The following is a 23,482-nucleotide window of genomic DNA, read 5'->3' on the forward strand; positions in this document are numbered from 1 at the left end:
TCCGCGCACACGGCGCCAGGTTCGGTGCGTACGTATGTACCGCCGCGAATTACTGTGAACGGCATAACCGGTTCTCAGGAAGGAATTCGCAGCATGAGCGCCCCAAGCTCCGCGCAGCAGCGTATCGACGAACCAAAGGCCCCCACCCACGTGGACGCGCCGGGCGGTGAGCACTGGAAGAAGATGGCGGTCGGCTTCGGCATTCCCGTCCTGATCACCCTGGCGTTCTGGTTCGGACCGCACCCCGACGCGCTGACAGACCAGGCGTGGCGCATGTTCGGCCTGTTTGCCGCCACGATCGTCGGTATCATCCTCAAACCCATGCCGATGGGCGCGGTAACCATCATCGGCATGGTGGCCGGCGTGCTCACCGGACTCGTGCCGCTCACCGCGCCGAAGAGCGACCCGGGCGCGCCGTACGCCCTCATGGGCTTTTCCAACTCGACGATCTGGCTCATCGTCATGGCGTTCCTCATCTCCCGCGGCTTCATCAAAACCGGCTTCGGCCGCCGCATCGCCCTGTTCTTCGTGTCCAAGGTGGGCGGCACGATGCTCGGCGTCGCCTACGGCCTCGCCGCCGGCGACCTCGTCCTGTCTCCTGCGATCCCCTCGGCGACGGCGCGCGGCGGCGGCATCATGGCCCCGATCATGAAGTCGGTGGCCTCCGAGTACGGCTCCGAGCCCGGTGAGACCCGCCGCAAGGCCGGCGCCTTCCTCTCCATGAGCGTGGTCAACGTCAACGCCATCACCTGCGCGATGTTCCTCACCGCCATGGCGGGCAACCCGCTTATCGCCTCGCTGGCCAGCGACCAGGGCGTGGACATCTCCTGGACGAAGTGGGCGGTCGGCGCCATCGTCCCGGGCCTCGTCGCCCTCGCCGTCGTGCCGTGGGTGCTGTACAAGATCTACCCGCCGGAGCTCACCGACACCCCGCGCGCGAAGGCGATGGCCGCCGAGGAGCTCGAGGAGCTCGGCCCGATGTCCTACGGCGAGAAGGTCCTCGCCGGCACCTTTGTCACCCTGCTGCTCCTGTGGACGGTCGGCGACCTCGCGCTGGACATCAGCGCCACCACGACCGCCTTCATCGGCGGGACACGATGGTGTGGTTCGCGGTGCTCTACATGATGGCGTCCGCACTGTCGTCCTACGGCTTCATCAAGTGGGTCTCGGATTCCATCGCCAACGGTCTCGGCGGCATGAACTGGGTGCTCGCCCTCGCCCTGCTCGTGATCATCTACTTCTTCGTCCACTACATGTTCGCCTCCGCCACGGCGCACATCTCCGCGATGTACGCGGCCTTCCTCGCTGCCGCCATCGCCGTCGGCGCTCCGCCGGTGTTCGCGGCGCTCATCCTGGGCTACGTCTCCAACATCTTCCAGAACCTCACGCAGTACGCCGGCGGACCGGCGCCGACCATCTACGGCCTCGGCTACGTCACCACCTCGGAGTGGTGGCGCACCTCCGCGGTCACCGGCACCGTCTCGCTGGCCATCTGGATGGTCGTCGGCGGCGCGTGGATGAACCTGATCGGCTACTGGTAAATGGCGTCCGGCACGAAGGTCCGCGTCGACGGCCGCCAGCTCACGGTGAGCAGCCTGGACAAGGTGCTTTACCCAGCGACGGGCACCACGAAAGCCGACGTCATGCGCTATTATCTCGCCGTCGCCGACGTGCTCGTCCCGCAGGCGCGCAGGCGGCCGGTGACCAGGAAGCGGTGGCCGGAGGGCGTCGATAAGCAAAGCTTCTTTCGCAAGGACCTCGAGGACTCCGCACCCGAGTGGATCCCCACCGCCACCATTCAGCACGCCACGAGCGTCAACGCATATCCGCTTCTCGACGGCTCCGCCACCCTCGCGTGGTTCGCCCAAGTCGCCGCCCTCGAGCTGCACACGCCGCAGTGGCGCTTCGGCGCGGACGGCACACCGCAACACCCGGACCGGCTCGTGCTCGACCTCGACCCCGGCCCCGGCGTCGGGCTCGCGCAGACGGCCGAGGTGGCGCTCGAATGCCGCGAGATCCTCGAGGACATGGGCCTGCGCTGCGTGCCCGTAACCAGCGGGTCGAAGGGCATCCACCTCTACGCGGGCCTCGACGGAGCGAGCGACGCCGACGCCGTGACCAAGGTGGCCAAGACGCTCGCGCTGGCGCTGGAGAAGGAGCACCCGGACCGGGTCACCGCGACGATGGCGAAGGCCGAGCGCGCCGGCAAGGTGTTCTTGGACTGGAGCCAGAACAACGGCAAAAAGACCACCATCTGCCCGTACTCGCTGCGCGGGCGGGAGCGCCCGACCGTCGCGGCACCCCGGACGTGGGACGAGATCGCGGACCCGCACCTGAAACACCTCGAGTTCGAGGAGGTCATCGCGCGCGTCGAGGACGGCCTCGACCCGATCGCGGAGCTGGCCGAAGACAAGCTGGCCACCTACCGCTCCATGCGCAACAAGTCGAAGACCGGCGAGCCCGTGCCCGACAGCGCGCCCGCGCCCCGCAGCGGCGAGCCGATCTTCGTCATCGGCGAGCACGACGCCTCCCACCTGCACTGGGACTTCCGCCTCGAACACGACGGCGTGCTCGTCTCCTGGGCGGTGCCGAAGGGCCCGCCGCTGGAGACCGGCGTCAACCGCCTCGCCGTGCAGACTGAGGACCACCCGATCGAATACGCGCAGTTCGAGGGCACCATCCCGAAGGGGCAGTACGGGGCGGGGACGGTGAAGATCTGGGACATCGGCACCTGCGAGATTGAGAAGTGGCGCGACCGGGAGATCATCGCCGTGCTGCGCGGCAGGGACGGCGGCGGCCTCGGCGGGGTGCCGCGGCGCTACGCGCTCATCCGGACCGAGGAGCGCAACTGGCTGCTCAAGTTGATGCGGGAGCAGCCGGAGATGGGGCCCATGCTGCCGACCATGGCAACGCGCGCCGACATCGCGCTCGCGGAGCGCGACGGCACCACCTTCGCGTTCGAGATGAAGTGGGACGGCTACCGCATCATCGCCGACGTCGGCGAGACCGTGCACCTGCGCAGCCGCGGGGGCAAGGACTACACCGCGCTGTTCCCGCAGGCCAGCGAGCTGAAGCACATGCTTAGCGACGGCGGCACCGTCGACGGCGAGCTCATCGCCCTCGGGCCCGACGGTAGGCCCAACTTCTCGGCGCTGCGTCACGAGGACCCGGAACTGCGCTACATGGTCTTCGACGTGCTGCGTCTCGGCGGGCGTGACCTCACCGGCGAGCCGTGGGAAGCGCGCCGGGCGCTGCTCGAGGGGCTGACGCCAACCGAGCACGTCGCTGTCCCGCCCGCGACCACCGGCTCCTTCGACCACGCATGGCGCGCAGCGGACGAGCTGGGACTCGAGGGCGTGGTGGCCAAGGACGTGAGCTCACCGTACGAGCCGGGGGAACGCTCTCGTGCGTGGTTGAAGGTCAAGCGCGCGCTGCACCAAGAGGTGGTCGTCGTCGGGGTGCGCACGGGCAAGCGCGGGATCTCCTCGCTGCTCGTGGCGGTGCCGGACGAAAACGGGGAGCTGCGGTACGCCGGGCGCGTGGGCACCGGGTTCTCCAACGCGCAGCTCGCCGAGATCGGCGCGAAGCTGCGGCGGGTTGAGCGCAAGACCCCGCCTATCGAGGTGCCGGACTCCGACGCGAAAGACGCCTGGTGGGTGACACCGAAGTACGTCGCGGAGGTACAGCTCGCCGGCGCCACCGCGGACAAAAAAGTGCGCCAGGCCTCCTGGCGGGGCTGGCGCGACGACAAAGACCCGGCGGAGATCCGCTGGGAGGCGTGACGGCTACTCGGCGTCGTTGGTGGTGTCGTCCACCGTCTCCTCAGCGGTCTCGCCGGTGCCGAGCGCCGAGCCCGTGTCCTGGGCGAGCTGGTCCTCGTCGTGGTCCACCGGCTTGTTTGTGCTGCCGTCGGTGGTGTAGCCGGGCTTCGCGGGATCGTTCTGCATGCGGAGCTTCCTTTCGTCGAGGTTTTCTTGTGCTCGCCCGATAGTAGCGCGGGTGCGCTAGGCGGTGGTTTCGCCGGGGATTTCGATGAAGCCGTATGGGAAGTAGACGCATCCGTGTTGGAGTGCGAAGTCGTAGTTGAGGAGGTATTGGGTGAGGTCTATGTGGTGTAGTTCTTCGGCGGGGTAGGTGTATTCGGGGTCGGGGATGGGTGGTTCGTAGGGTTCTTCGGGTAGTGGTTCTTGGTAGGGCATGTGTGGGGTGAAGGGGAATGTTCTGCCGTATTCCTCTTCGAGGTGTTGGATTGCTGTGGTGGCGCGTGTGAGGTCGAGGTCTGTGTCGAATTGGTCGAGGATGGTGTGGCCTTTGGCGTAGAACTCCGCCAGGCGGGCCCGGTTTGCGCGTACGTTGGCCAGGCTGGAGCGCCACCGGGGTGTCGTCGGTGTGAATCGGCTGTGCAGGAGGCTGTCGGGCGATTCGATCTCGAAGGTGCCGTCGGCGAAGAGCCAGATGATGTCGCCGGTGGTGGGGTCGGGGACGTAGAAGGCCCGGCGGTCTGTCTTCATGTTGTGGTGGTGTTGGCAGAGGGGGAACAGGTTGCCCACCGCGGTTTCGCCGCCTTCTTCGTAGGGGATGCGGTGGTCGAGCTGGCACTGTTCCGCGGGGCGGTTGCAGCCCGGGTAGACGCACGTCCTGTTTCGGGCGCCCACCGCCTGGCGCATCGCCTCGCTCGGGGCGTAGCCCCGGAGCACCTGCTCGGCGGCGGCGTCGAGGTTGCGCTCGACGGGCTCCGACTCGGCCAGCCAATCGTCGAAGGCGGCGGTCGCCTCCGGGTCGGTCCACCCGCTGCCGGGGATGTACACCGGGTCGCCCTCCGCGCGGCCCTTTGGACTGTAGACGTTGATGACGGGTCGTGCTTGCGCGCCTGCGAGTTCGCCGGAGAGAAGTTGTTCGGCGGCTTCTACCGTGCTGATGCCGTGTTCGCGTGCGATGGCGGTGACGTGGACGTGGATGCGTTTGCTGGTCGTGGCGTTGGTGAGCAGTTCGATGCGGCAGCGCTGGGTGCCGTCGATGCTGTAGGTGTCGAAGCGGAGGGTGTCGTCGGTGTTTTGTTCCCGCTTGGTGCGTTTGCGTTTGTCGTAGGCGCGGGTGGGGTCGAGGCGTTTGATGGCGGCGCGGATCCGGTCGGTGACTGTTTTGCGTTGGGGGAGGAGTTGGTTGTGGCGTTTCGGGGTGAAGGTGTCGACGAGGATGTCGTCGATGACTGCGTAGAACTCGTCGTCCGCGTCGGGTCCGAGTTCTTCGAGTGTGGTGTAGACCGCGGTGAGGTGGGCGATGTCCATGACGCGGGTGTCGCGTTGGAGTGCCCGCAGGTTCGGGAGTTCCTGTAGTGCGGCGTGTCCGAGGATGGCGTGTTTGACGAGGGTTTTTGACCACCCGGTGGCGGCTTGCAGTTTTGTGACCGTGACGTCGAAGTCTTCGATGTCGAACCCTGGGTAGGAGTAGTGCCCGAACATTGCCCAGTAGGTGTCGCGGATGAGTTGTGCTGCTTCGCTATCTGGGTCGTGTTCTCGCTGGTTACGGAACGTTTTTGGTGCCGTGGTTGCCGTTGTCATTGCCGCCCCCTTTTTGTTGTTGCGTTCCATTATAACGAACATACAAACGGTACGCAACTCAATATGCGGGAAAAATAAACCACTCACCCAACATCTGTGCGATTACCTACACGCCCGGCTAAACACACCATACAAAACCACCCCGACACGCTCAGTCGCGCAGAGCCGGCGTAGCCCCGGAGAGATCGGCGCCGGGTTTCCACGGCACCTCGCCGGAAAACGCGAGCGGCGCGTCGCTCGCGGCGAGCACGACGTTGCCGTACTCGCGCCCGCCGAGTATGCCCGTCGGCGCGGCGGCCGCCGTGTGCGCGAACACCTCCGCGAGCCCGGCGAGCTGGGCGCGTGCATTCGCCAGGCCGGGGCGGTCGCCGACGTTGGCCACGAACACGCCGCCGGGGGTGAGCGCCCGGTGCGCGGCGTGGAAGAACTCGACCGTGGCGAGCGCCCGCGGCGTGTCCGGGCCGGCGAATACGTCGCGCACGATCACGTCGACGGAGCCGGGGGCGAGCGCGTGCGTGAAGGCGCGCGCCTCCGCGACGGCGATCTCTACCGGTGGGTCGAAGGCGTCGCGCACGAGCGCTGCGAGGCCAGCGTCGAGTTCGACGGCGATGTTGTGGCTGTCCCAGCGGTGCGCGACGTAGCTGGGCAGCGAGCAGCCGGCGGCGCCGAGGTGCACGGCCGTGAACGGGCGGGGCAGCTCGGCGGACTCCATGAAGGCGGCGATCCAGCGCATGTAGTCGTACTCGAGCACCTCCGGGGCACCGGGGACGACGTAGGAGGAGGGGACGTTGTTGACCTCGAGGACATAGCCGCCGTCGCGCAGCGGATCGGCGACGATCGCGGCGTGCCCGGTGTCGATGGCGTAGGTGCCCTCGATCCGGCGCTTCGGCGCGCGCGGTTTGCGTCGACGCTGGCTGGACATGCGACCGTGATACCTGCTGTGTGGCCGATATCGCAACCGAAAGCGCAGTTCGGCGGCGAACGCTGTGGTTACGATGAGTCCATGATTTACCTGTCCCAGGACTATCTCGACGGGCTGAAACGGCCGCACGCGTCCCCGGGCAAGCACGACATGAGCAAGCTTCCCGCCGACCCCAACCAACTCTTCGCGGACTGGTTCGTGGAGGCGGTCGAGAATAACGTCGGCGACGTGAGCGCCGTGACGGTGGCGACGGTGGACGACGACGGCCTGCCGGACGCGCGCATCGTCGACCTGCTGTACCTGGATTCGGACGGGTTTCACTTCGGCACCGCCACGGATACCGCGAAGGTGCGCCAGATGGAGACGAGCTGGGCGGCGGCGCTGAACTTCTGGTGGCAGCCGATGCGCCGCGCGGTCCGCGTCCGAGGCACCGCCTCACGCGCGGTGGACGGGGAGCGGTTCAACGTGTGGCGGGTCGAACCCGAGCACTACGAGTTCTTCCACCTCTGGGACGACCGCATGCACTTCGACCGGATCGCCTACGAGCGCGACGAGCTCGGGGAGTGGGAGCGAATCCGCATCTCGTAGCCCCCTAGTCGTTCCAGGACTTCGTCTTCGCGAAGAAGCAGGCGGCGAGCGCGCCGAGCGCGAGCACGACGCACGGCAGCAGGATCGAGTTGCTCATCGCCTGGGCGAACGGCTCCTGCAGTGGTGCCGGGAGCGGCCCCGTCATCTGGCCCGCGCCGAGGTGCCTCTCCAGCTGGGACGACATCATCGCGGCCATCGCCGCGGAGCCGATCACGGCGCCGATCTGACGCGTGGTGTTGTACACGCTCGAACCCGCGCCCGCGAGCGAGCGGTCCAGGTTGCGGGTGGCGATCATGGATAGCGGACCCCACATCATCGCGTTGGCCACGCCGTAGAACACTGAGACGAGGTACATCCAGCGCGGGTCGATCCCGGGGTCGGTGATCAGGGCGGAGGCGCCTATCGACGCCGAGGCGAGCGCGAGACCGGCGATGGCGAACGGCTTCGGGTCGTGGGAGTTGGTGAGCTTGCCCACGTACGGCGAGAGCACACCGGAGACGATGCCGGACGGGAGGATGAGCAGCGCGGCGCGGGTCGGGGAGTACTCCTCCGCGGTCTGCACGTAGATCATCCACGGGATGGCGAAGGTGGAGACGGCGAAGCCGACGGTGGAGATGGTCAGCCCGGCGAGCGAGAAGTTGCGGTCGCCGAACAGGCCGAGCGGGACGAGCGCGTTGTCACCCTGGCGGGCCTGCCAGCGGAAGAACGCGGCCATCGCGACGAGGCCGGCGGCGATGAACGCCCAGACGTGCCAGTCCCAGCCGAAGTGCTGGCCCTCCTGGATACCGAAGACGAGGAAGAACATGCCGGCCGCGCTGAGCACCACGCCGGGCCAGTCGAAGTGGCGGTTGGTCTGCTCGAGGCGGGGGATGTTGATCCACGCGAGGATCAGGCCGACGATGCCGAGGGGGACGTTGACGTAGAAGATCCAGGGCCAACCGGCGGCGTCGACAAGCAACCCGCCCAACAGTGGCCCGGTGACGGTGGCGAGGCCGGCGGTCGCGCCCCACACGCCCATGGCGCTGCCGCGCTCCTTCGGGGAGAACGTCCGGATCATCACCGACATCGTCTGCGGGGTGACCAGCGCGCCGCCGAGGCCCTGGAACACGCGCGCGGCGATGAGCGCGCCCGAGGTGGTGGCGAGGCCGCACGCGAGCGAAGAGAACGTGAACAGCGCGAGGCCGATGAGGTAGATCGAGCGGGGGCCGAAGCGGTCGCCGAGGCGGCCGGTGATGAGCAGCGGCACTGCGTACGCGAGGAGGTACGCGCTGTTGACCCAGAGCACCTCGTTGTAGGAGGCGTTGAGGCCCTCGGCGATGGCGGGGATGGACACCGAAACGATGGTGGAATCCACCAGGATCATGAAAAAGCCCAGCATCATCGACCAGAGGGCTGGCCACGGCGAGCGGGGAGTAGTCTGCGTCACCGGGGAGATGATACTGGGCAGGCGGCCCGGAGCATCAGCGGGCTACAGCTGGAGCAGGTCGCGCAGCTGCTGCTGGATGAGCGGGAGCGCGACCGCGCCCGCGACGAGGCCGAGCACGATCGCGGCGACGCGCAGCGGGGCGGTGCCGTCATTGTCGTCCGGAGCGAACACCTCGGGGCGGGCCTCGACGGCTGCGTCTTCGGCCTGCATGTCGGGGGTGTCGGTCGCGGCGTGCTCGACGACCTTGAGCACCTCCTGCTTCTCTTCCTTCTTCGTGTTGATGCCGAAGAACTTGTCCAGGCCCTTGACGTTGAACTGCGTCGACATGTAGCGGCTGTTATCGTCCGTCTTCCACTGGGAGACGACGATGTCCATGTTGTCGATGGTGGAGCCGGGGACGATGTAGCCGCCGTACGGTTGGGACCAGTTCTCTGGCGTCTGGCGCGCGGACCACGGGCCGTTCTGGGCGATCACCGCCACCGGCACCGTGGACCAGTCCTGGTCGAGGGTGTCGGAAATGCGAACCTCGATGGAGAGGGTTTTCTGGTTGAACATGACGAGGACCCAGTGGCCGTCGATGTAGCGCAGGTTCATCTCGCCGGCGCGCACGCCGTCGAGAATCGGCTCCGCGCTCGAGCCCCACTTGTCCTTCTTCGGGCTGTAGACCTGCCACTTGCCCATGTTGCCGATGTCCTGCGGCTTGAAGCGCATGAGGTACACCGGGTCCGCGCGCTTGAAGGAGGTGGCGACGGTGTAGATGTAGCCGTCCGGCCCCTTTTCCCAGCTGATGAGCTGGCCCATGCCGCCGAGGAAGTCGGAACCGGTGGAGGCGATGGACGTCCAGGTCGCGCCGTTGTCCGTGGACTTCCAGATCTGCACGCCGGAGACGTTGCCGATGCCCTGGTTCCACATGCCCTGCATGTACAGGGTGCCGTCGATGTTGATCACGTCGGACGGGATGAGCGTGAGGTTGTTCACGTGGTGGTAGCTGATCATGTCGTCCACCCGGTACGAGTTGTCGATCGGGCGGACGATCTCGATGTAGCCGTTCTCGTCCATCTTCGCGATGACGCCCACCGGGCTCATCCAGTCGTCGCCGAAGTTGCCGCGGAACGAGTCGCCGAAGATCATCGCGAACTCGCCGTTCGTGCCCACCGGCGCCATGACGCCGAGGTCGCCGCTGCGGAAGCCCGTGTGCGCCGAGTAGGGGCCGAGCACGTCGCCCATGATCTGCACGGTGGTGCCGTTGGGCATCCGCACCGGGGCCGAGGCGGTCTTCTTCGGCGGTTTCACCTCGACCCACTTCCGCTTTTGAGTGGTGGAGCTTTTCGACTTCGACTTCGACGAGGAGCTCCCGCTTGACGACGACGTCCCGCGCGACGACAAGCCAGCAAAGTCGGACGACCCACTCGCTGCGTGCGCCACGGGCGCCGCAACGGTGCAGGTGAGCGCGGCGACGACGCTGGCGCTGAGAAGGGACTTGGGGAGAGAACGGGAACGCATGCGTCTACCTTCTAAGACAGGTGTTGGTAATACTTCTTAAACCGCAGAAGACTCTAGCAAAGGTATGAGAAAACGGCCCGCGAAACCGTAATGTTTCGTGGGCCGTGGTACACGCGGGGGTTATGCGGCGTCAGTCTCGTTCGGGTCGTTGTCCGCGTCTTCCTTCGTCTCGTGGCGCGTGCCCGGCTTGTGCTCCGCCGGCGCGTAGATGGAGTACAGCTTCGCCGGGGCGTCGGACTCGTTGACGAAGTTGTGCCACTTCCCAGCCGGCACGAACGCCGCCCAGTCTGCGGAGATCACCTGGTCGATCTCCAGGTCGTCCTCGGACGGGCCGATCTTCGCGCGCAGCTCGCCTTCTTCGAGGCGGAGGAACTGGTCGTGGTCGCCGTGGATCTCGGCGCCGATCTCGCCGCCGGCTGGGATGGTCATCACGGTCAGCTGCATGTTCGGCCCGGTCCACAGGGTGTCGCGGAACGCCTCGTTGTCCAGCGTCGCCTGCTCGATGTCCAGCACGTACGGGTTCGGTCCCTTGTCTGCCATGTCAACTCCTTCGTTCGCGGATCGTTGCACCATCCAGCGTAGCTTAGCGGCGGTGGCGCCCACCCCGCTTCCGCCCGCTCTTTTTGCGCCTGAGCTGGACTTTCTCCACCTCGGTGAGATATCTCTCCGGCTCCTGCGGCACGGCGACCGCGGTCGGCTCCTCCCGCGGTTCCTCCGCCTCGTCGACGCGCCCGAACATCTCGGTCGGCGCGCTGAGCTCCGCGGGCCTGGCCTCGCCGCCGAGCGAGACGTAGCGCGCCGTGTGGCGGGGCTTCGCCTCGGTGGCGAAGGAGCGCTCGACCGTTACCGCCCAGCCGCCGTCGGGGAACTCGATGAGCTGCCAGGGGGTCTGCGGGCGCACGGGGGCGGCGGTGAGCATGGGCAGGGAGTCGACGCCCTCGTCCGGCGGTGCCGCGTCGAGCGCCGCCATGCCGTTGAGCACGACGGCGCGGGACCACAGCGCGCCGCGCTCGAACTCGTCAGTCCATACCCCGTCCTCGCCCTCCAGCGAGCCGAGGACCCTGCCGTCGAGGGTGGCCACCGTGGTGTCGTCGATACGCTGCAGCCCCACGAACCACTGGCCGGGGGAGCGCTCCGCGAGCTCGGCGGCGCTGAACTCGCCGACGGAGGTGTCCACGACGAGCATGTCGCCGGGGCGTAGCACCGCGGCGTCCTCCGGCGCGTTGTTGCGCGGCACCGCGAGCTGCGGCTCGGGCAGCACGACGTACACCGCGAACCGGCCGGTGTCCGCGTCGAGCTTGACCTCTGCGACGGTGGCGGGCTGGAAGAAGGAGGCGTGCACCCGTTCGATGTCGGGGAAGTACGCGCGCCACTCGGGGGCGATTTCGCCGAGCACCGGGCCGGGCAGGTCGCCGCCGGAGCGACGGCGCACTCGCCACGATGTGTTCAGCGGGTTCGCCTCGAGCACCACATCTACGTACGTCGTGCCCCGGCGGCCCGCGAAATCCGAGAACAACGCGGCCTGGGAGATGTGCTCGACGGGAACCTCAACGCCCGCGCCCCACGTCGAGGGGGCGAGGAGGTACTGCTTAGCTGCCATAGCTACCGCCCCTTCCTTACGAGTTGCACGGCGCCGTACACGAGGAAGCCGACGATGAGGCCCGCGACGAGCGACACCCCGGTCTCCACGAGCCAGCCGAGCGCGCCGCCGCCGATGGCGTCCTGGCCCCGCTCGATGACGTGGTGCGGCCAGTGCCAGCCGAGCACCTCGTCCAGCCCGCGCAGGACGAGGTGGCCGCCGACCCACAGCATCGCCACCGTGCCCACGACGCCGATGACGTCGAGGACGGCCGGCATGCCCTTGACCAGCGCGCGGCCGAGGCGCGGGGCGTGGCCACGCTCGATCATGCCGCGGCCGATGTCGTCGATCTTCACCAGCAGGCCCACGACGCCGTAGACGCCGAGCGTCATGAGGATGCCCACCGCGACGAGCACCGCCGCCTCGATCCACACCGACTGGTCCTTCACCTCGTCGAGCGAGATGATCATGATCTCCGCGGAAAGGATGAGGTCCGTGCGGATCGCGCTGCTGACCAGCGCGTCCTCATCCTGCGCCGAATTCTCGGCGGGCTGCTCCTCGGAGGGGAAGAACTTGCCGGCGATCCTCTCCGCGCCCTCAAACGAGAGGTAGGCGCCGCCGACCATGAGGATCGGGGTGAGCGCCCACGGGGCGAACGCGTTGAGCAGCAGCGCGACCGGCAGGATGATGAGCAGCTTGTTGCGCAGCGAGCCCTTCGTGATCTTCCAGATCATCGGCAGCTCGCGGGCCGGGGTGACGCCGGAGACGTACTGCGGGGTCACGGCCGTGTCGTCGATGACCACGCCCGCCGCCTTCGCCGAGGTCTTGGCCGCCATCGACGCGACGTCGTCCGTGCTCGCGGCGGCCTGGCGCGCGATGAGCGCAACGTCGTCGAGCAGGGCAAAGAGGCCACCGGCCATACGGGATCCTTTCGCAGATGGGAACCCGCTCAGGATACGGCACCGCGCGACCGATGCTGTAGCATCTCGTGCGTAACTGCATTGAAGACACGGGCGGGGGCTGAGACGCCGGCGGACGGCGAACCGTTGCACCTGATCCGGATAATGCCGGCGATAGGAAGGACTGACCTTGCCCTCGACAACCCCGAAAAACAACTCCTGGCGTGTCATCGACATCGTCACCGCCGCCGTCCTCGGCGTGGCGTGCGGCCTGCTGTTCTGGGTATGGAACAGCGTCGGCTACGCGGGCTTCAAGGCGCTGGACACCCTCACCCCGGGCCTCGGCGGCCTCGTCTCCGGCATCTGGTTCACCGGCGGCGTGCTCGGCGGGCTGATCATCCGCAAGCCGGGTGCGGCCATCTTCGTCGAGGTCATCGCGGCGTCCGTGTCCGCGCTCATCGGCAGCCAGTGGGGCATTGAGACGCTCTACTCCGGCCTTGCCCAGGGCCTCGGCGCGGAGCTGATTTTCCTGCTCTTCGCCTACCGCCGCTTCGACCTGCCGGTGGCCGTGCTCGCCGGCGTCGGCGCCGGCGTCGGCGCGTTCGTGCTCGAGCTGTTCACGTCCGCGAACTTCGCGATGAGCCTCACGTTCAACCTCATCTACCTCACCTGCACCGTGATCTCCGGCGCCGTGCTCGCCGGCGTGCTCAGCCACTACCTGGTCAAGGCCCTGGCGCAGACCGGCGCGCTCGACCGCTTCGGCGCCGGCCGGGAGCGGTTCGGCCGGGCGAAGTAGATGGCCCCCGCCATCCGGGCGCGGGGGCTGGGCTACCAGCACGCGACGCGCCGCGAGCCCGCATTCACGGGCGTTGACCTCGACGTCGCCCCGGGCGAGCGGGTCCTCGTCACCGGCGACTCGGGCTCCGGCAAGTCCACCCTGCTCGCCGTGATCGCGGGTCTTGTCGACGACTCCGAGGACGGCAGCCGCACCGGCACCCTCGACGTCGACGGCACCGTCGGCATGGTGCTGCAGGACCCCGAGGCCCAGACGATCCTCTCCCGCGTGGGCGACGACGTCGCGTTCGGCGCGGAAAACCTCGGCGTCGCGCCGGGGGAGATCTGGCCGCGCGTCGAGGCAGCCCTGGACGCCGTCGGCCTCGACATCCCGCTCGACCACCGCACCGCCCACCTGTCCGGCGGGCAGAAGCAGCGCCTCGCCCTCGCCGGCGTCATCGCGATGGGCGCGGACATCCTCATCCTCGACGAGCCCACGGCGAACCTGGATCCGCGCGGGCGCGACGAGGTCATCGCCGCCGTGGACCGGGTGTGCCGGCGCACCGGCGCCACGCTCATCGTCGTCGAGCACCGGCCGAAGCACTGGGCCGGCGTCGTGGACACGTTCTACCGCCTCGGCCCCGGCGGCCTCGCACGGATCGGCGCCGAGGAACTCCCGGACGCCCCGGCGCTGCCGCCGGCGAGGCAGGTGCCGGCGGGGGCACCTTCGGCCGTCGCTACGCAGGACCTGCTCACCCGCTTCGGGCCGCCGCGCACGGTGCGCGCGCCCGAGGGGTACTCCACCGTGATCACCGGCGAGAACGGCTCCGGCAAGACCACGCTCGTGCAGGTGCTCGCGGGCCTCACCCCGCCCGAGCGGGGCCGCGTCGAGTATTCCGAGCGCATCGCGCAGGGGCTGACAAAACCGTCCATCGAGTGGTCGTCCGCGCACCTGGCCAGCCGCATCGGCTACGTGTTCCAGGAGCCCGAGCACCAGTTCGTCACCGCCACCGTGCGCGAGGAGATGGCGCTGTCCGGCGCGCCGCAGCAGCGTATCGACGACCTCACGGCCCGCCTCCGCCTCGACCACCTCCTCGACGCGAACCCGTTCACGCTCTCCGGCGGGGAGAAGCGCCGCCTCTCGGTGGCGACTGCGCTGGTGAACGCCCCGCAGCTGCTTATCCTCGACGAGCCGACGTTCGGCCAGGACGACCGGACCTTTGTCGAGCTCGTCGGCCTCATCCGCGAGCTCACGGACGAGGGCGTCACGGTCGTCTCCATCACGCACGACGAGGCGTTCATCTCCTCCCTCGGCGACCACGTCGAGCACATCGCCGCGGGAGGGGAGGGGTAGGTGAACCTGCTGCGCAACATCAACCCCGTCACCCGCATCCTCGGGCTGGCGCTTCTGACCACCCCGCTGATGTTCACGGTGGACTGGGTCTCCGCCGCCTTCGTCATCGCGTTTACGCTGCTCATGGTGCCCATGTGCGGGATGGGCTACGGTCGCTTTTTCAAGCGGTCCCTGCCGGTGCTTATCGTCGCCCCGCTCGCCGGCATCCCGATGGCGCTCTACGGCCAATCCGGCGGGGAGACGTACCTGCACTGGGGCCTCATCAACGTCACCGAGCTCTCCGTCTCGCTCGCGGGCGCGATCATCCTGCGCGTCCTCGCCATCGCGCTGCCGGTGGTCGTGCTCTCCGCCGACGTGGACCCGACTGATTTAGGCGACGGCCTCGCGCAGGTGCTGCACCTGCCGGAGCGCTTTGTCATCGGTACCGTCGCGGCGCTGCGCATGCTCACCCTGCTACGCGACGACCTCGACGCGATGCGCCGCTCCCGCCGCGCGCGCGGCATCGCCGACCAGGGCAAGGTCAAGTACTGGTTCTCGCTCGCGTTCGGGCTGCTCGTCATGTCGCTGCGCCGCGCCGGCAAGCTCGCCACCGCGATGGAGGCGCGCGGCTTTGGCGGGCCCGGCAAGCGCACGTGGGCCCGCGAATCCAAGCTCGACGCGCCCGACTGGGCGGTCATGGCGGTGTGCCTCGCCGTGGCGCTCGCGGCGCTCGGGCTGGCCTGGGCAACGGGCGACCTGCGCCCGGTGTGGGCGGCGCGATGACGTACACCCTGCTCATCGACGGCCCCTCCGGCGCCGGCAAGACGTCCCTCGCCGCGCAGATTGGCGAGGCGCTCGGCATCCAGGTGGTGCACCTCGACGACTTCTACCCCGGCTGGGGCGGGCTCGCCGAGGGCGCGCGCATGGTCGCCGAGGACGTGCTCCACCCGGAGCGCCCTGGGTTCTGGCGTTGGGACTGGGAGCGGGATCGGCCGAGCGAATGGGTGCCGCTCGACCCGGCCGCGGACCTCGTCGTGGAGGGCGTGGGGGCGGTCACGGAGGCGTCGATACGTGCCGCGCGACGACGCGGCGAGGTGGACACCGTGCGGGTGACCGCGGACGCCGGCACGCGGAAAGCCCGGGCCCTCAACCGGGACCCGGGCTACGCGCCGTGGTGGGAGATGTGGGCCGCGCAGGAGGCGCTCCTGCCGGCCCTGCCCGTCGACGTCGAGGTCAGGCGGGTGTGACCTCCTCCGGCGCGTAGACGGTGCGCTTGCGGGAGCGCTCCGCGTCCGGATCGGGCACCGGAATGGCCGACAGCAGCGCCTTGGTGTACGGGTGCTGCGGGCGGTCGAAGACATCGTCCGTGTCGCCGAATTCCACGAAGTCGCCCTTGTACATCACGGCCACCCGGTCCGAGAGGTGGCGCACCACCGACAGGTCGTGGGCGACGAAGAGGTAGGACAAGCCCAGCTCGCGCTTGAGCGAATCCAGCAGGTTGATCACGCCGGCCTGGATGGAGACGTCCAGCGCCGAGACGGGCTCGTCCAGCACAATCACCGCGGGGTTGGTGGCGAGCGCGCGGGCGAGGCCGATGCGTTGGCGCTGGCCGCCGGAGAAGTGGCCGGGGAAGCGGTCCAGCTGCTTCTCGTCCAGGCCCACGGTGCGCATCAGCTCCGAGATGCGCGCGTCCTTGTCCCCCTCATAGCCGAGGGCGTCGAGCGGCTCCTGGATGATTTCTTTCACCGTCATGCGAGGGTTGAGCGAGCTCATCGGGTCCTGGAACACCATCTGAATGTTGCGACGCGCCTGCCGGCGCTGCGAGGCTGTCATCGTCGATGCATCCTGGCCGCAGATGACGATACGGGTGTCCTCCGCCGGCTCGAGGTTCATGATCTCCAGCAGGGTCGTCGTCTTGCCGGAGCCAGACTCGCCGACGATAGCCATGCACTCGCCCGCGCGCACGTCGAAGGAGATGTGGTTGACCGCCTGCACCGTGCCGATGCGCCGCTTCACCAGCGCGCCCTTGGTCAGCGGGAACTCGCGGTGCAGGTTCTCCACTTCGAGGGTGACCTCGCGCTCCTCGCGGGGGATGCCTGCGAAAGTGTCCTCCGGCAGCACCGGGGCGGGGAAGAGGGGCTTGCCATCGATGGCGCCGTGCTCGATTTCGTCGTGGCGGACGCACGCGACTAGGTGGTCCTCGTCGCCGTCGTTAGGCACGAGCGGCGGCTCCTGGACCAGGCACGCGTCCACGGCGATGGGGCAGCGGGGTGCGAATTGGCAGCGGTCGGCGACGTCGATCAGCATCGGCGGGTTGCCGTCGATGAAGGTCAGCGGCTCGTTCGACGGCTGATCCACCCGCGGTGTCGACCCCAGCAGGCCAACGGAGTACGGCATCTTCGGGTTGCCGAAAAGCTGGTGTACCTCCGCCCGCTCCACCGGGCGGCCACCGTACATGACCAGCACGTCGTCCGCGGTGCCGGCGACAACGCCCATGTCATGGGTGATCATGATGCAGGCCGCGCCCGTTTCGCGCTGCGCCTTCTTAATCACCTCGAGGATCTGAGCTTGGATGGTGACGTCGAGTGCGGTCGTCGGCTCGTCGGCGATGAGGACGTTGGGGTTATTCGCGATGGCGATAGCGATGACCACGCGCTGGCGCATGCCGCCGGAGAACTCGTGGGGGAAGGAGCGCAGACGCTTCTTCGGCTCCGGGATGCCGACGAGGTCGAGCAGCTCCGCTGCGCGCTCCATGGCCTTGGACTTGGAGATGTTGTTGTGGGCCTGGATGGCCTCCACCAGCTGCGTGCCGATGTCGTAAACGGGGGTGAGCGCCGACAGGGGGTCTTGGAAGATCATGCCGATGCCGTTGCCGCGGATCTTTGACATCTCCGCGTCGGTCTTGCCCAGCAGCTCCGTTCCCTCAAACCGCACCGAGCCCGTGACCTTTGCGTATTCGGGGAGTAGGCCCATGACTGCCAGCGACGTGACGGACTTGCCGGAGCCGGACTCGCCGACGATACCGAGGGTGCGGCCGGGATAGAGGTCGAAGTCGACGCCCCGAACCGCGCGCACGGCGCCCGCCTCTGAGGGGAAGGAGACGTGCAGGTCGCGGACGGAAAGCACCGGGTCGCCAGCGGACGCGGCGTCGAACCGGCCGGTGTCGGAATTATTGATGCTGGTTGTCATACTGCGGAGCCTCCGGAGTTCGAGTTCGGGTCGAGCGCGTCACGCAGCCCGTCGGCGATGAACGCCATGGACACGGTGAGCAGGGTCAGGATCAGGGCGGGGAAGTAGAACTGCCACGGAGCGGTGATGAGGGTTGCCGTGCCGGTCTGCAGGAGCGTGCCCAGCGAGACGTCCGGAAGCTTCACGCCCAAGCCGAGGAAGGACAGGGCCGTCTCCGACATAATGGTGGAGACGATACCCAGCATGAGCTGGATGATCAGCAGCGATGCGACGTTCGGAATGACGTGGCGGACGATGGTTTGCGGCCGGGAGACACCCATAAACTTCGCCGCACGCACGTAGTCGTTCTCCCGGATGGACAGCGACAACGACCAGATCACGCGGGCGGAGTACATCCAGCCGAACGCGATGAGGACGACGGTGAGCACCTTCCAGTCGCCACCGGAGCCGGAGACCAACAGGGCGATGATGAGGAACGTGGGGACGGCCAGGAGGAAGTGGATCACTGCCAGAACGACTTTCTCCACACTGCCGCCGTAGAGCGCGGCGCCCGCGCCCACCACGGCGGAGATCGCGGTGGTGGCCACGGCCGCCGGGATCGCGATGGTCAGCGAGCGACCGAGGCCGTGCACGACTTGGGCGAACAGGTCGTTGCCGGAGTCGGTGGTGCCGAACCAGTGGTCGGAGGACGGACCGACGGAGAGGTTGAGGAAGTCGGGCTCCTGGTAGTTCCAGGGGGTCATGAACTTGCCAAACAGTGCGAGCAGCACGAGCAGGAAGAAGATGACCAGGCCGATCACGGCTGCCTTGTTGCGCATAAAGCGACGCAGGTAGATCTTCGACTTCCGGGTGGCGCGCATCGTGTCGTGGGTGGCGGAACCGCCGTCGCCACGCTTGGGGCGCGCGGCGGCGGTCTTGTCCGCCTCCTTGCTCATCACACCGTCAGCCTGGCGGCCGGTTTCGGAGATCGAGGTGAGATCGTTGACCGGCATGTTGGCGTGCATGCCAAGCTCGGTGGAGCTGTGCGCCCGCGGATCCTTGAGCCGGCGCGCTTCGTTGCGTGGGGTATTCGGTGCCATGGTCGATGCTCCTTAGCTCACGCGCACGCGCGGGTCGAGGGCGACGACGATCAGGTCGGCGAGGATCGCGGAGACCGCGGTCATGGCCGCGCCGAAGGCCGCAACGACGACGACGCCGTTGACGTCGTTGCGCGTGATCGTCTGGATGAAGTACTGGCCCATGCCCTGCCATGCGAAGATGCGCTCGGTCATCACCGCGCCGGTGAAGACGCCGGGCACGGAGAAGGCGACGGAGGTGGCCACGGGGATGAGCGAGGTGCGCAGCGCGTGGCGGCGCACCGCTTGCGACTTGGTCAGGCCCTTCGCGCGAGCCGTGCGCACGTAGTCCGCGTTGAGGTTGTCCAGCAAGAGGGTGCGCTGCATGAAGTGGTAGCCGGCGTAGGAGATGATCAGCAGCGACAGCGTCGGCAGCACGAGGTGCTGAGCGTAATCGACCATCTTGTTGCCAAGGCCCTGCACGCCAGGGGTCGAGGCGCCGGTGACGTAGAAGATGCGCTTCCCAGTCCACTCGTTAACCTTCAGGCCGAGCCAGACCACCGCGATCGAGGCCACGACGACGTGGATGTTCATGGTGATGATCGAGATACCCTGCCACACGCGGTCCGCCCGCTTGTACTGGCGCGACGCGGTGTAGACGCCGAGCGCCACGCCCACGACGATGGAGAGCAGGGTGGCGAGCAGGGTCAGCTGTGCCGAGACCCAGATGCGGTAGGAAACCTGCTCGTTGACGGAGTCCCCGAGCGGGGATTTGCCCCAGTCCCAGTGGAGGAGGATGCCGGTGAGCCAGTTCCACCAGCGCTCCATGATCGGGGTGTTCGGGCTCAGGTTGAGGGGTTCAAGCAGGGCGTCGATTTGGTCGTCGGCAAGTGGAGGGCGGCGTCCGAAGTAGTTGGCGCGGGGGTCGAGGAAAAAGCTGGCGAGGAAGTAGGTGAGGTTTGTGGCCAGAAAGACGATCAGGCCCCAACTCAGCGTTTTCCTAAACAGATAGCGAAACATCTGGTCTCTCAGTTCCGGGGTGAGCGGGTGTGGGGTTCGCGGGCGGGTGCGTGACGCGGGAAGGCGGAGCGAGGGGGGCGGGAAAACGAACTGCGCAAGCCCGCCCAGCGCTCATGCGGGGCGGGCTTGCGCCTACTGCGGCGTTTCCACGCGGTCAACGGCTCCGGCGGTTACTTCGCCCAGCCGATGTTCTCCACCGGCAGCACGGCGAAGGAGTTCGCACCGAAGTTGGCCAAGCCCTTCTTCGTGGCCACGATGGCGGGGCCGTTGGCGTAAGGCATGATGCCGTACTCCTTCAGCGCCTCCTTCTCCAGCTCGTTGGCGCGCTTGATCTGCTCGTCCGCCGTCGGCAGCTTCTGCAGTTCCTCGATCTTCTTGTCCATCTCCGGCGAGCCGGTGCCGGACTTGTTCAGCTCGGAGTCGGAGGCGTAGATCTGGCCGAAGTACGCGACGCCGAACGGGTCGGAGGAGCTGAAGCCGGACATAAACAGGTCGAAGTCGCGCTCAGACGTCACCTTGGAGAAGTCGGAGCTCGGGCGTTCCTCCACCTGCACGTCCACGCCGATGTTGCGCAGCATCGCCTGCAGCGCCGTCGTGGTGGCCTGGACCATCGGCGAGTCGCCCAGGGTGACAAAGCGCACAGACAGCGGCTTCGACTCGTCGTAGCCGGCCTCCTTGAGCAGCTGCTTCGCCTTCTCCGGGTCGTACTTCACGAGCTCGCCAAAGTTGTCCTCGTAGCCTTCCTGCGTCTGGTACAAGTTGAACGAGCCCGGGAGATCCTCCGTGTAGCCGAGGCCCTGGAAGCGGATCGCCGCGAGCTGCTCGCGGTCGATGCCGGTCATGATCGCCTCGCGCACCTTCGGGTCGCCCAGGCCCGGGGCGGTCGAGTTGATCGTGAGCAGGTAGGTCGCCGGGTTGAGTGCTGTGCGGATGTCAATCGCGTCACCCATCTCCTTCGCGGTGGCCAGGCGGTCGCGCGAGCCCACGCCGGTCGCGTCGATCTCGCCGGCGCGGAAGGCGTTGAGGGAGGCCTGATCCTCCATCTGGCGGTAGGTGATCTTGTCCAGCTTCGCCGGCTCGCCCCACCACTTCTCGTTGCGCACGAAGGTGGCGGTACCGGTTTCAAAGTCCACGTTCTCCACCTTGAACGGGCCCGCGCCCCACTCCGGGTGCACCTTCTTCAGGTAACCGTTCATGAACGTGTCGGCGTTCTTGACCTGCGGCGGCACAAGGCTGTCAAACAGGCCTTCCCACCACGGGTAAGCCTGCTTGAACGTGACCACAGCCTGCTTGTCGTCCGCGCCGCGGGTGACAGATTCGATGAGCTCGTAGCCGTCGGTGGAGTTAACCTGCACATCCGGGTTGGTGCCGTTGTTGAACTTCCAGGTGTTCTCGTACGCGGTCCAGTCGATCGGGGTCCCGTCGTTGTACACGGCCTGCGGGTTGATGGTGTAGGTGACCACCGTCTTGCCGTCCTTGGTCTCGTCCTTGACGTCGGTGAGGTAGTCGGGGTTCGGGTGGTAGGTGCCGTCGCCGTCGTAAAGCGAGAGCTGCGGGTTGTATTTCGTCCACAGCGTGCGCGTGTACAGGTTCATGTTCGCGTGGAAGACGTTCTGCTGCTCCGCGATCTCGGTGATGGCCAGTGTCAGCTCGCCGCCGTCCTTGATCTGGTCGCGCTCCATGGGGTTGTAGTCGCCCGCGGGCTTGATGTCGAGCTGGTCACCGGACTTGTTGTCCGACTTGGAGTTCGCGGTCTCCTGGGCGGAGTTGCCTGCGGTCGTGTTCTCGGAGTCTCCGTCCGAGGAGCAGGAGGCGAGGACGAGGGACAGTGAGGAGAGGCCGGCGAGAGCCGCAACGCGGAGGCGCTTGCTCATGGTCTGGTTCCTTTCGATGGTCGTCCGTTCGCAGAAAGCATTGCGACGGTTGCCCAAGGGCGGGCTGGAGGGTGTCAGGAAGTTTGTGTGTGAGGCTCTGATTGAGAAGGAGTTTCACCGATAATGACTACGGTGTCACCGAAGAAGAACCATGACCCGGCGAGGGTCAACGAGATCAGCGAGAAGCTGATGGAAAATCCTGAGCTCGCCAGTTTGATCAGTGAACTGTCGACCTCGGCTGATGATGCAAGCGAGCTGGTCAAAGGCTTGCTGCAGGCATCGATCAACGCTGGTTTGCAGGCGGAGATGGATGCGCATTTGGGTTACGGCCATTCCGACCGCAAGGCGAAAGCCCAGGTGGAAACCGGGCGGGGCAGCAATCACCGCAACGGGTCGTACACCAAGACCGTCGATTCTGGCTACGGCCCGGTGGAAGTGACTGTGCCCAGGGATCGTGCCGGCACGTTTACTCCCCGGATGGTGCCGAAAGGTGCACGCCGACTCACAGAGCTCGACGACATGATCGTCTCGCTGTACGCCGGCGGGATGACCGTGCGCGATATTCAGCACCATTTAGCGACCACCCTTGGGGTGGATATGAGCCCGGATACGATCAGCACCATTACCGATGCGGTCTTGGAAGAGGTCATGATCTGGCAGAACCGTCAGCTCGATGAGTTTTACCCGGTGATCTTCCTCGACGCGCTGCGCGTGAAGATCCGTGATGGCCACCGCGTGGTCAACAAGGCTTGCTACATGGCGGTTGGTGTCGACATGGACGGCATCAAGCACATCCTGGGATTGTGGATCGCGGACAATGAAGGCGCTGCATTCTGGGCATCGGTGTGCGCGGATCTGGCCAACCGCGGTGTCCAGGACGTGTTCATCGTGTGCTGCGACGGACTCAAAGGCTTGCCGGAAGCTGTCGAGGCAACCTGGCCGAATTCGATGGTGCAGACCTGCATTGTGCACCTGATTCGGGCTGCGAACCGGTGGGTGTCGTATCAGGACCGCAAGGGAGTTTCCCGTGCGCTGCGTGAGGTCTACACGGCCGCCAACGAAGACACCGCACGTGCCAGCCTGGATGCGTTCGAGACCAGTGAACTCGGCCGGAAATACCCGCAGTCGGTCAAAGTTTGGCGTGATGCGTGGGAGCGGTTCGTGCCGTTTCTGCAGTTCCCGCCGGCGGCACGACGGGTGCTCTACACCACGAATTCGATCGAGTCGCTCAATGCTGAATTGCGTAAAGCTACCCGTAACCGGGGCCAATTCCCGAACGATACTGCGGCGCTGAAAACGCTGTGGCTGATGATCTGCAACATCGAAGACAAGCGCGCCGCCCAGCGAGCGAGGAAAGCGAAGCGCGAGATTGAATGCAACGGCTATATTGAAGGAGCGAAAGCCACCGGGTGGAAACAAGCCATCAACCAACTAGCCGTGGCTTACCCCGACCGATTCGCGGACTACTTGTAAACCAAACCCCCGCACACAAAGAATCGGACACTCTCGCGGGCTGTGGGTCCGGAGGGAGCCTCCGGCGGCTCCTGCATCACCGACTGGGTCCGCCGAGCATCGGGATGGGTCCCGGCGCTCGGTGAACAGGACGTGAATCAGGTTGTGCACAACGTACACCAGGTGTCATGCAGTTCACATTAATTTTCAAAAGTATTTTGCGGTTTATGCGAGAAAGCTTCCCAAAATTTTTCCGCCATGTTGAGTATCCCCAGTACACGGCGGTTCATAAATGACATGACAAATA

19 protein-coding genes and 1 pseudogene are annotated in these 23,482 nt (G+C 66.9%); 8 read left to right on the forward strand and 12 right to left on the reverse strand.

Features of this window, described 5'->3' with window-relative positions; all coding sequences use genetic code 11:
* Positions 1 to 183: 183 nt before the first annotated feature.
* Both CJEDD_RS04830 and CJEDD_RS04835 read left to right on the forward strand, forming a co-directional pair.
* Positions 184 to 1,541, forward strand: a pseudogene (locus CJEDD_RS04830) (DASS family sodium-coupled anion symporter).
* Positions 1,542 to 3,782: an ATP-dependent DNA ligase gene (locus CJEDD_RS04835; RefSeq protein ID WP_042409839.1), complete on the forward strand. Its 2,241-nt coding sequence runs from the start codon at positions 1,542 to 1,544 to the stop codon at positions 3,780 to 3,782.
* 3 nt (positions 3,783 to 3,785) lie between these two features.
* Here CJEDD_RS04835 and CJEDD_RS04840 read toward each other — a convergent pair whose 3' ends face one another.
* The 3 genes from CJEDD_RS04840 to CJEDD_RS04850 form a co-directional block, all read right to left on the reverse strand.
* A complete protein-coding gene (locus CJEDD_RS04840) occupies positions 3,786 to 3,947 on the reverse strand; it encodes a hypothetical protein (protein ID WP_157034537.1) in 162 nt (53 codons plus the stop codon).
* A gap of 57 nt (positions 3,948 to 4,004) precedes the next feature.
* Positions 4,005 to 5,561, reverse strand: a complete 1,557-nt coding sequence (locus CJEDD_RS04845; RefSeq protein ID WP_273657646.1) for an HNH endonuclease signature motif containing protein — start codon at positions 5,559 to 5,561, stop codon at positions 4,005 to 4,007.
* A gap of 151 nt (positions 5,562 to 5,712) precedes the next feature.
* Complete coding sequence (locus tag CJEDD_RS04850) at positions 5,713 to 6,483, reverse strand: spermidine synthase (protein WP_042408958.1); 771 nt, start codon at positions 6,481 to 6,483, stop codon at positions 5,713 to 5,715.
* 81 nt (positions 6,484 to 6,564) lie between these two features.
* On the opposite strand from CJEDD_RS04850, the gene CJEDD_RS04855 reads away from it, so the two are divergent.
* Positions 6,565 to 7,071, forward strand: coding sequence for a pyridoxamine 5'-phosphate oxidase family protein (locus CJEDD_RS04855; RefSeq protein ID WP_042408955.1), 507 nt, complete (start codon positions 6,565 to 6,567; stop codon positions 7,069 to 7,071).
* A 4-nt stretch (positions 7,072 to 7,075) separates the two neighbouring features.
* Here CJEDD_RS04855 and CJEDD_RS04860 read toward each other — a convergent pair whose 3' ends face one another.
* The 5 genes from CJEDD_RS04860 to CJEDD_RS04880 form a co-directional block, all read right to left on the reverse strand.
* Positions 7,076 to 8,497, reverse strand: coding sequence for a DHA2 family efflux MFS transporter permease subunit (locus tag CJEDD_RS04860; RefSeq protein ID WP_232297756.1), 1,422 nt, complete (start codon positions 8,495 to 8,497; stop codon positions 7,076 to 7,078).
* A 42-nt stretch (positions 8,498 to 8,539) separates the two neighbouring features.
* Entirely contained in the window at positions 8,540 to 10,000 is a 1,461-nt protein-coding gene (locus CJEDD_RS04865) for a DUF4185 domain-containing protein (protein ID WP_232297755.1), read from the reverse strand.
* Between the two features lie 120 nt (positions 10,001 to 10,120).
* A complete protein-coding gene (locus CJEDD_RS04870; RefSeq protein WP_042408947.1) occupies positions 10,121 to 10,540 on the reverse strand; it encodes a cupin domain-containing protein in 420 nt (139 codons plus the stop codon).
* A 43-nt stretch (positions 10,541 to 10,583) separates the two neighbouring features.
* On the reverse strand, positions 10,584 to 11,600 hold the full coding sequence (locus tag CJEDD_RS04875) for a hypothetical protein (RefSeq protein ID WP_042408945.1): 1,017 nt from the start codon (positions 11,598 to 11,600) through the stop codon (positions 10,584 to 10,586).
* A 2-nt stretch (positions 11,601 to 11,602) separates the two neighbouring features.
* Positions 11,603 to 12,499, reverse strand: a complete 897-nt coding sequence (locus tag CJEDD_RS04880) for a DUF808 domain-containing protein (protein WP_042408944.1) — start codon at positions 12,497 to 12,499, stop codon at positions 11,603 to 11,605.
* Between the two features lie 169 nt (positions 12,500 to 12,668).
* Between CJEDD_RS04880 and CJEDD_RS04885 the strand changes: the two genes are divergently transcribed.
* The 4 genes from CJEDD_RS04885 to CJEDD_RS04900 are packed head-to-tail and all read left to right on the forward strand — an operon-like array spanning position 12,669 to position 15,832.
* Positions 12,669 to 13,274: an ECF transporter S component gene (locus CJEDD_RS04885; RefSeq protein WP_232297754.1), complete on the forward strand. Its 606-nt coding sequence runs from the start codon at positions 12,669 to 12,671 to the stop codon at positions 13,272 to 13,274.
* Complete coding sequence (locus tag CJEDD_RS04890; protein WP_042408939.1) at positions 13,275 to 14,606, forward strand: ABC transporter ATP-binding protein; 1,332 nt, start codon at positions 13,275 to 13,277, stop codon at positions 14,604 to 14,606.
* Positions 14,607 to 15,368: an energy-coupling factor transporter transmembrane component T family protein gene (locus tag CJEDD_RS04895; protein ID WP_273657647.1), complete on the forward strand. Its 762-nt coding sequence runs from the start codon at positions 14,607 to 14,609 to the stop codon at positions 15,366 to 15,368.
* Entirely contained in the window at positions 15,365 to 15,832 is a 468-nt protein-coding gene (locus CJEDD_RS04900) for a nucleoside/nucleotide kinase family protein (protein ID WP_042410026.1), read from the forward strand. Before CJEDD_RS04895 ends, CJEDD_RS04900 begins: the two co-directional genes overlap by 4 nt.
* On the opposite strand, the gene CJEDD_RS04905 is transcribed toward CJEDD_RS04900, so the two are convergent.
* From CJEDD_RS04905 to CJEDD_RS04920, 4 genes are all read right to left on the reverse strand, one after another.
* Entirely contained in the window at positions 15,819 to 17,774 is a 1,956-nt protein-coding gene (locus CJEDD_RS04905; RefSeq protein WP_042410021.1) for a dipeptide ABC transporter ATP-binding protein, read from the reverse strand. The two genes, CJEDD_RS04900 and CJEDD_RS04905, sit on opposite strands and share 14 nt — an antisense overlap.
* Positions 17,771 to 18,709 (reverse strand): ABC transporter permease, encoded by a 939-nt coding sequence (locus CJEDD_RS04910; protein ID WP_415857863.1) that lies wholly within the window; start codon positions 18,707 to 18,709, stop codon positions 17,771 to 17,773. The genes CJEDD_RS04905 and CJEDD_RS04910 overlap by 4 nt, the downstream gene beginning before the upstream one ends.
* A gap of 156 nt (positions 18,710 to 18,865) precedes the next feature.
* Positions 18,866 to 19,849 carry an ABC transporter permease gene (locus CJEDD_RS04915; protein ID WP_042410017.1) on the reverse strand — a complete coding sequence of 328 codons (984 nt, stop codon included), beginning with the start codon at positions 19,847 to 19,849 and terminating at the stop codon, positions 18,866 to 18,868.
* A gap of 170 nt (positions 19,850 to 20,019) precedes the next feature.
* Positions 20,020 to 21,723 carry an ABC transporter family substrate-binding protein gene (locus CJEDD_RS04920; protein ID WP_042410450.1) on the reverse strand — a complete coding sequence of 568 codons (1,704 nt, stop codon included), beginning with the start codon at positions 21,721 to 21,723 and terminating at the stop codon, positions 20,020 to 20,022.
* Between the two features lie 123 nt (positions 21,724 to 21,846).
* Between CJEDD_RS04920 and CJEDD_RS04925 the strand changes: the two genes are divergently transcribed.
* On the forward strand, positions 21,847 to 23,196 hold the full coding sequence (locus CJEDD_RS04925; protein ID WP_273657485.1) for an IS256 family transposase: 1,350 nt from the start codon (positions 21,847 to 21,849) through the stop codon (positions 23,194 to 23,196).
* The last annotated feature ends 286 nt before the right edge of the window (positions 23,197 to 23,482 follow it).

This window comes from Corynebacterium jeddahense (assembly GCF_028609865.1).
Taxonomy (GTDB): Bacteria; Actinomycetota; Actinomycetes; order Mycobacteriales; family Mycobacteriaceae; genus Corynebacterium; species Corynebacterium jeddahense.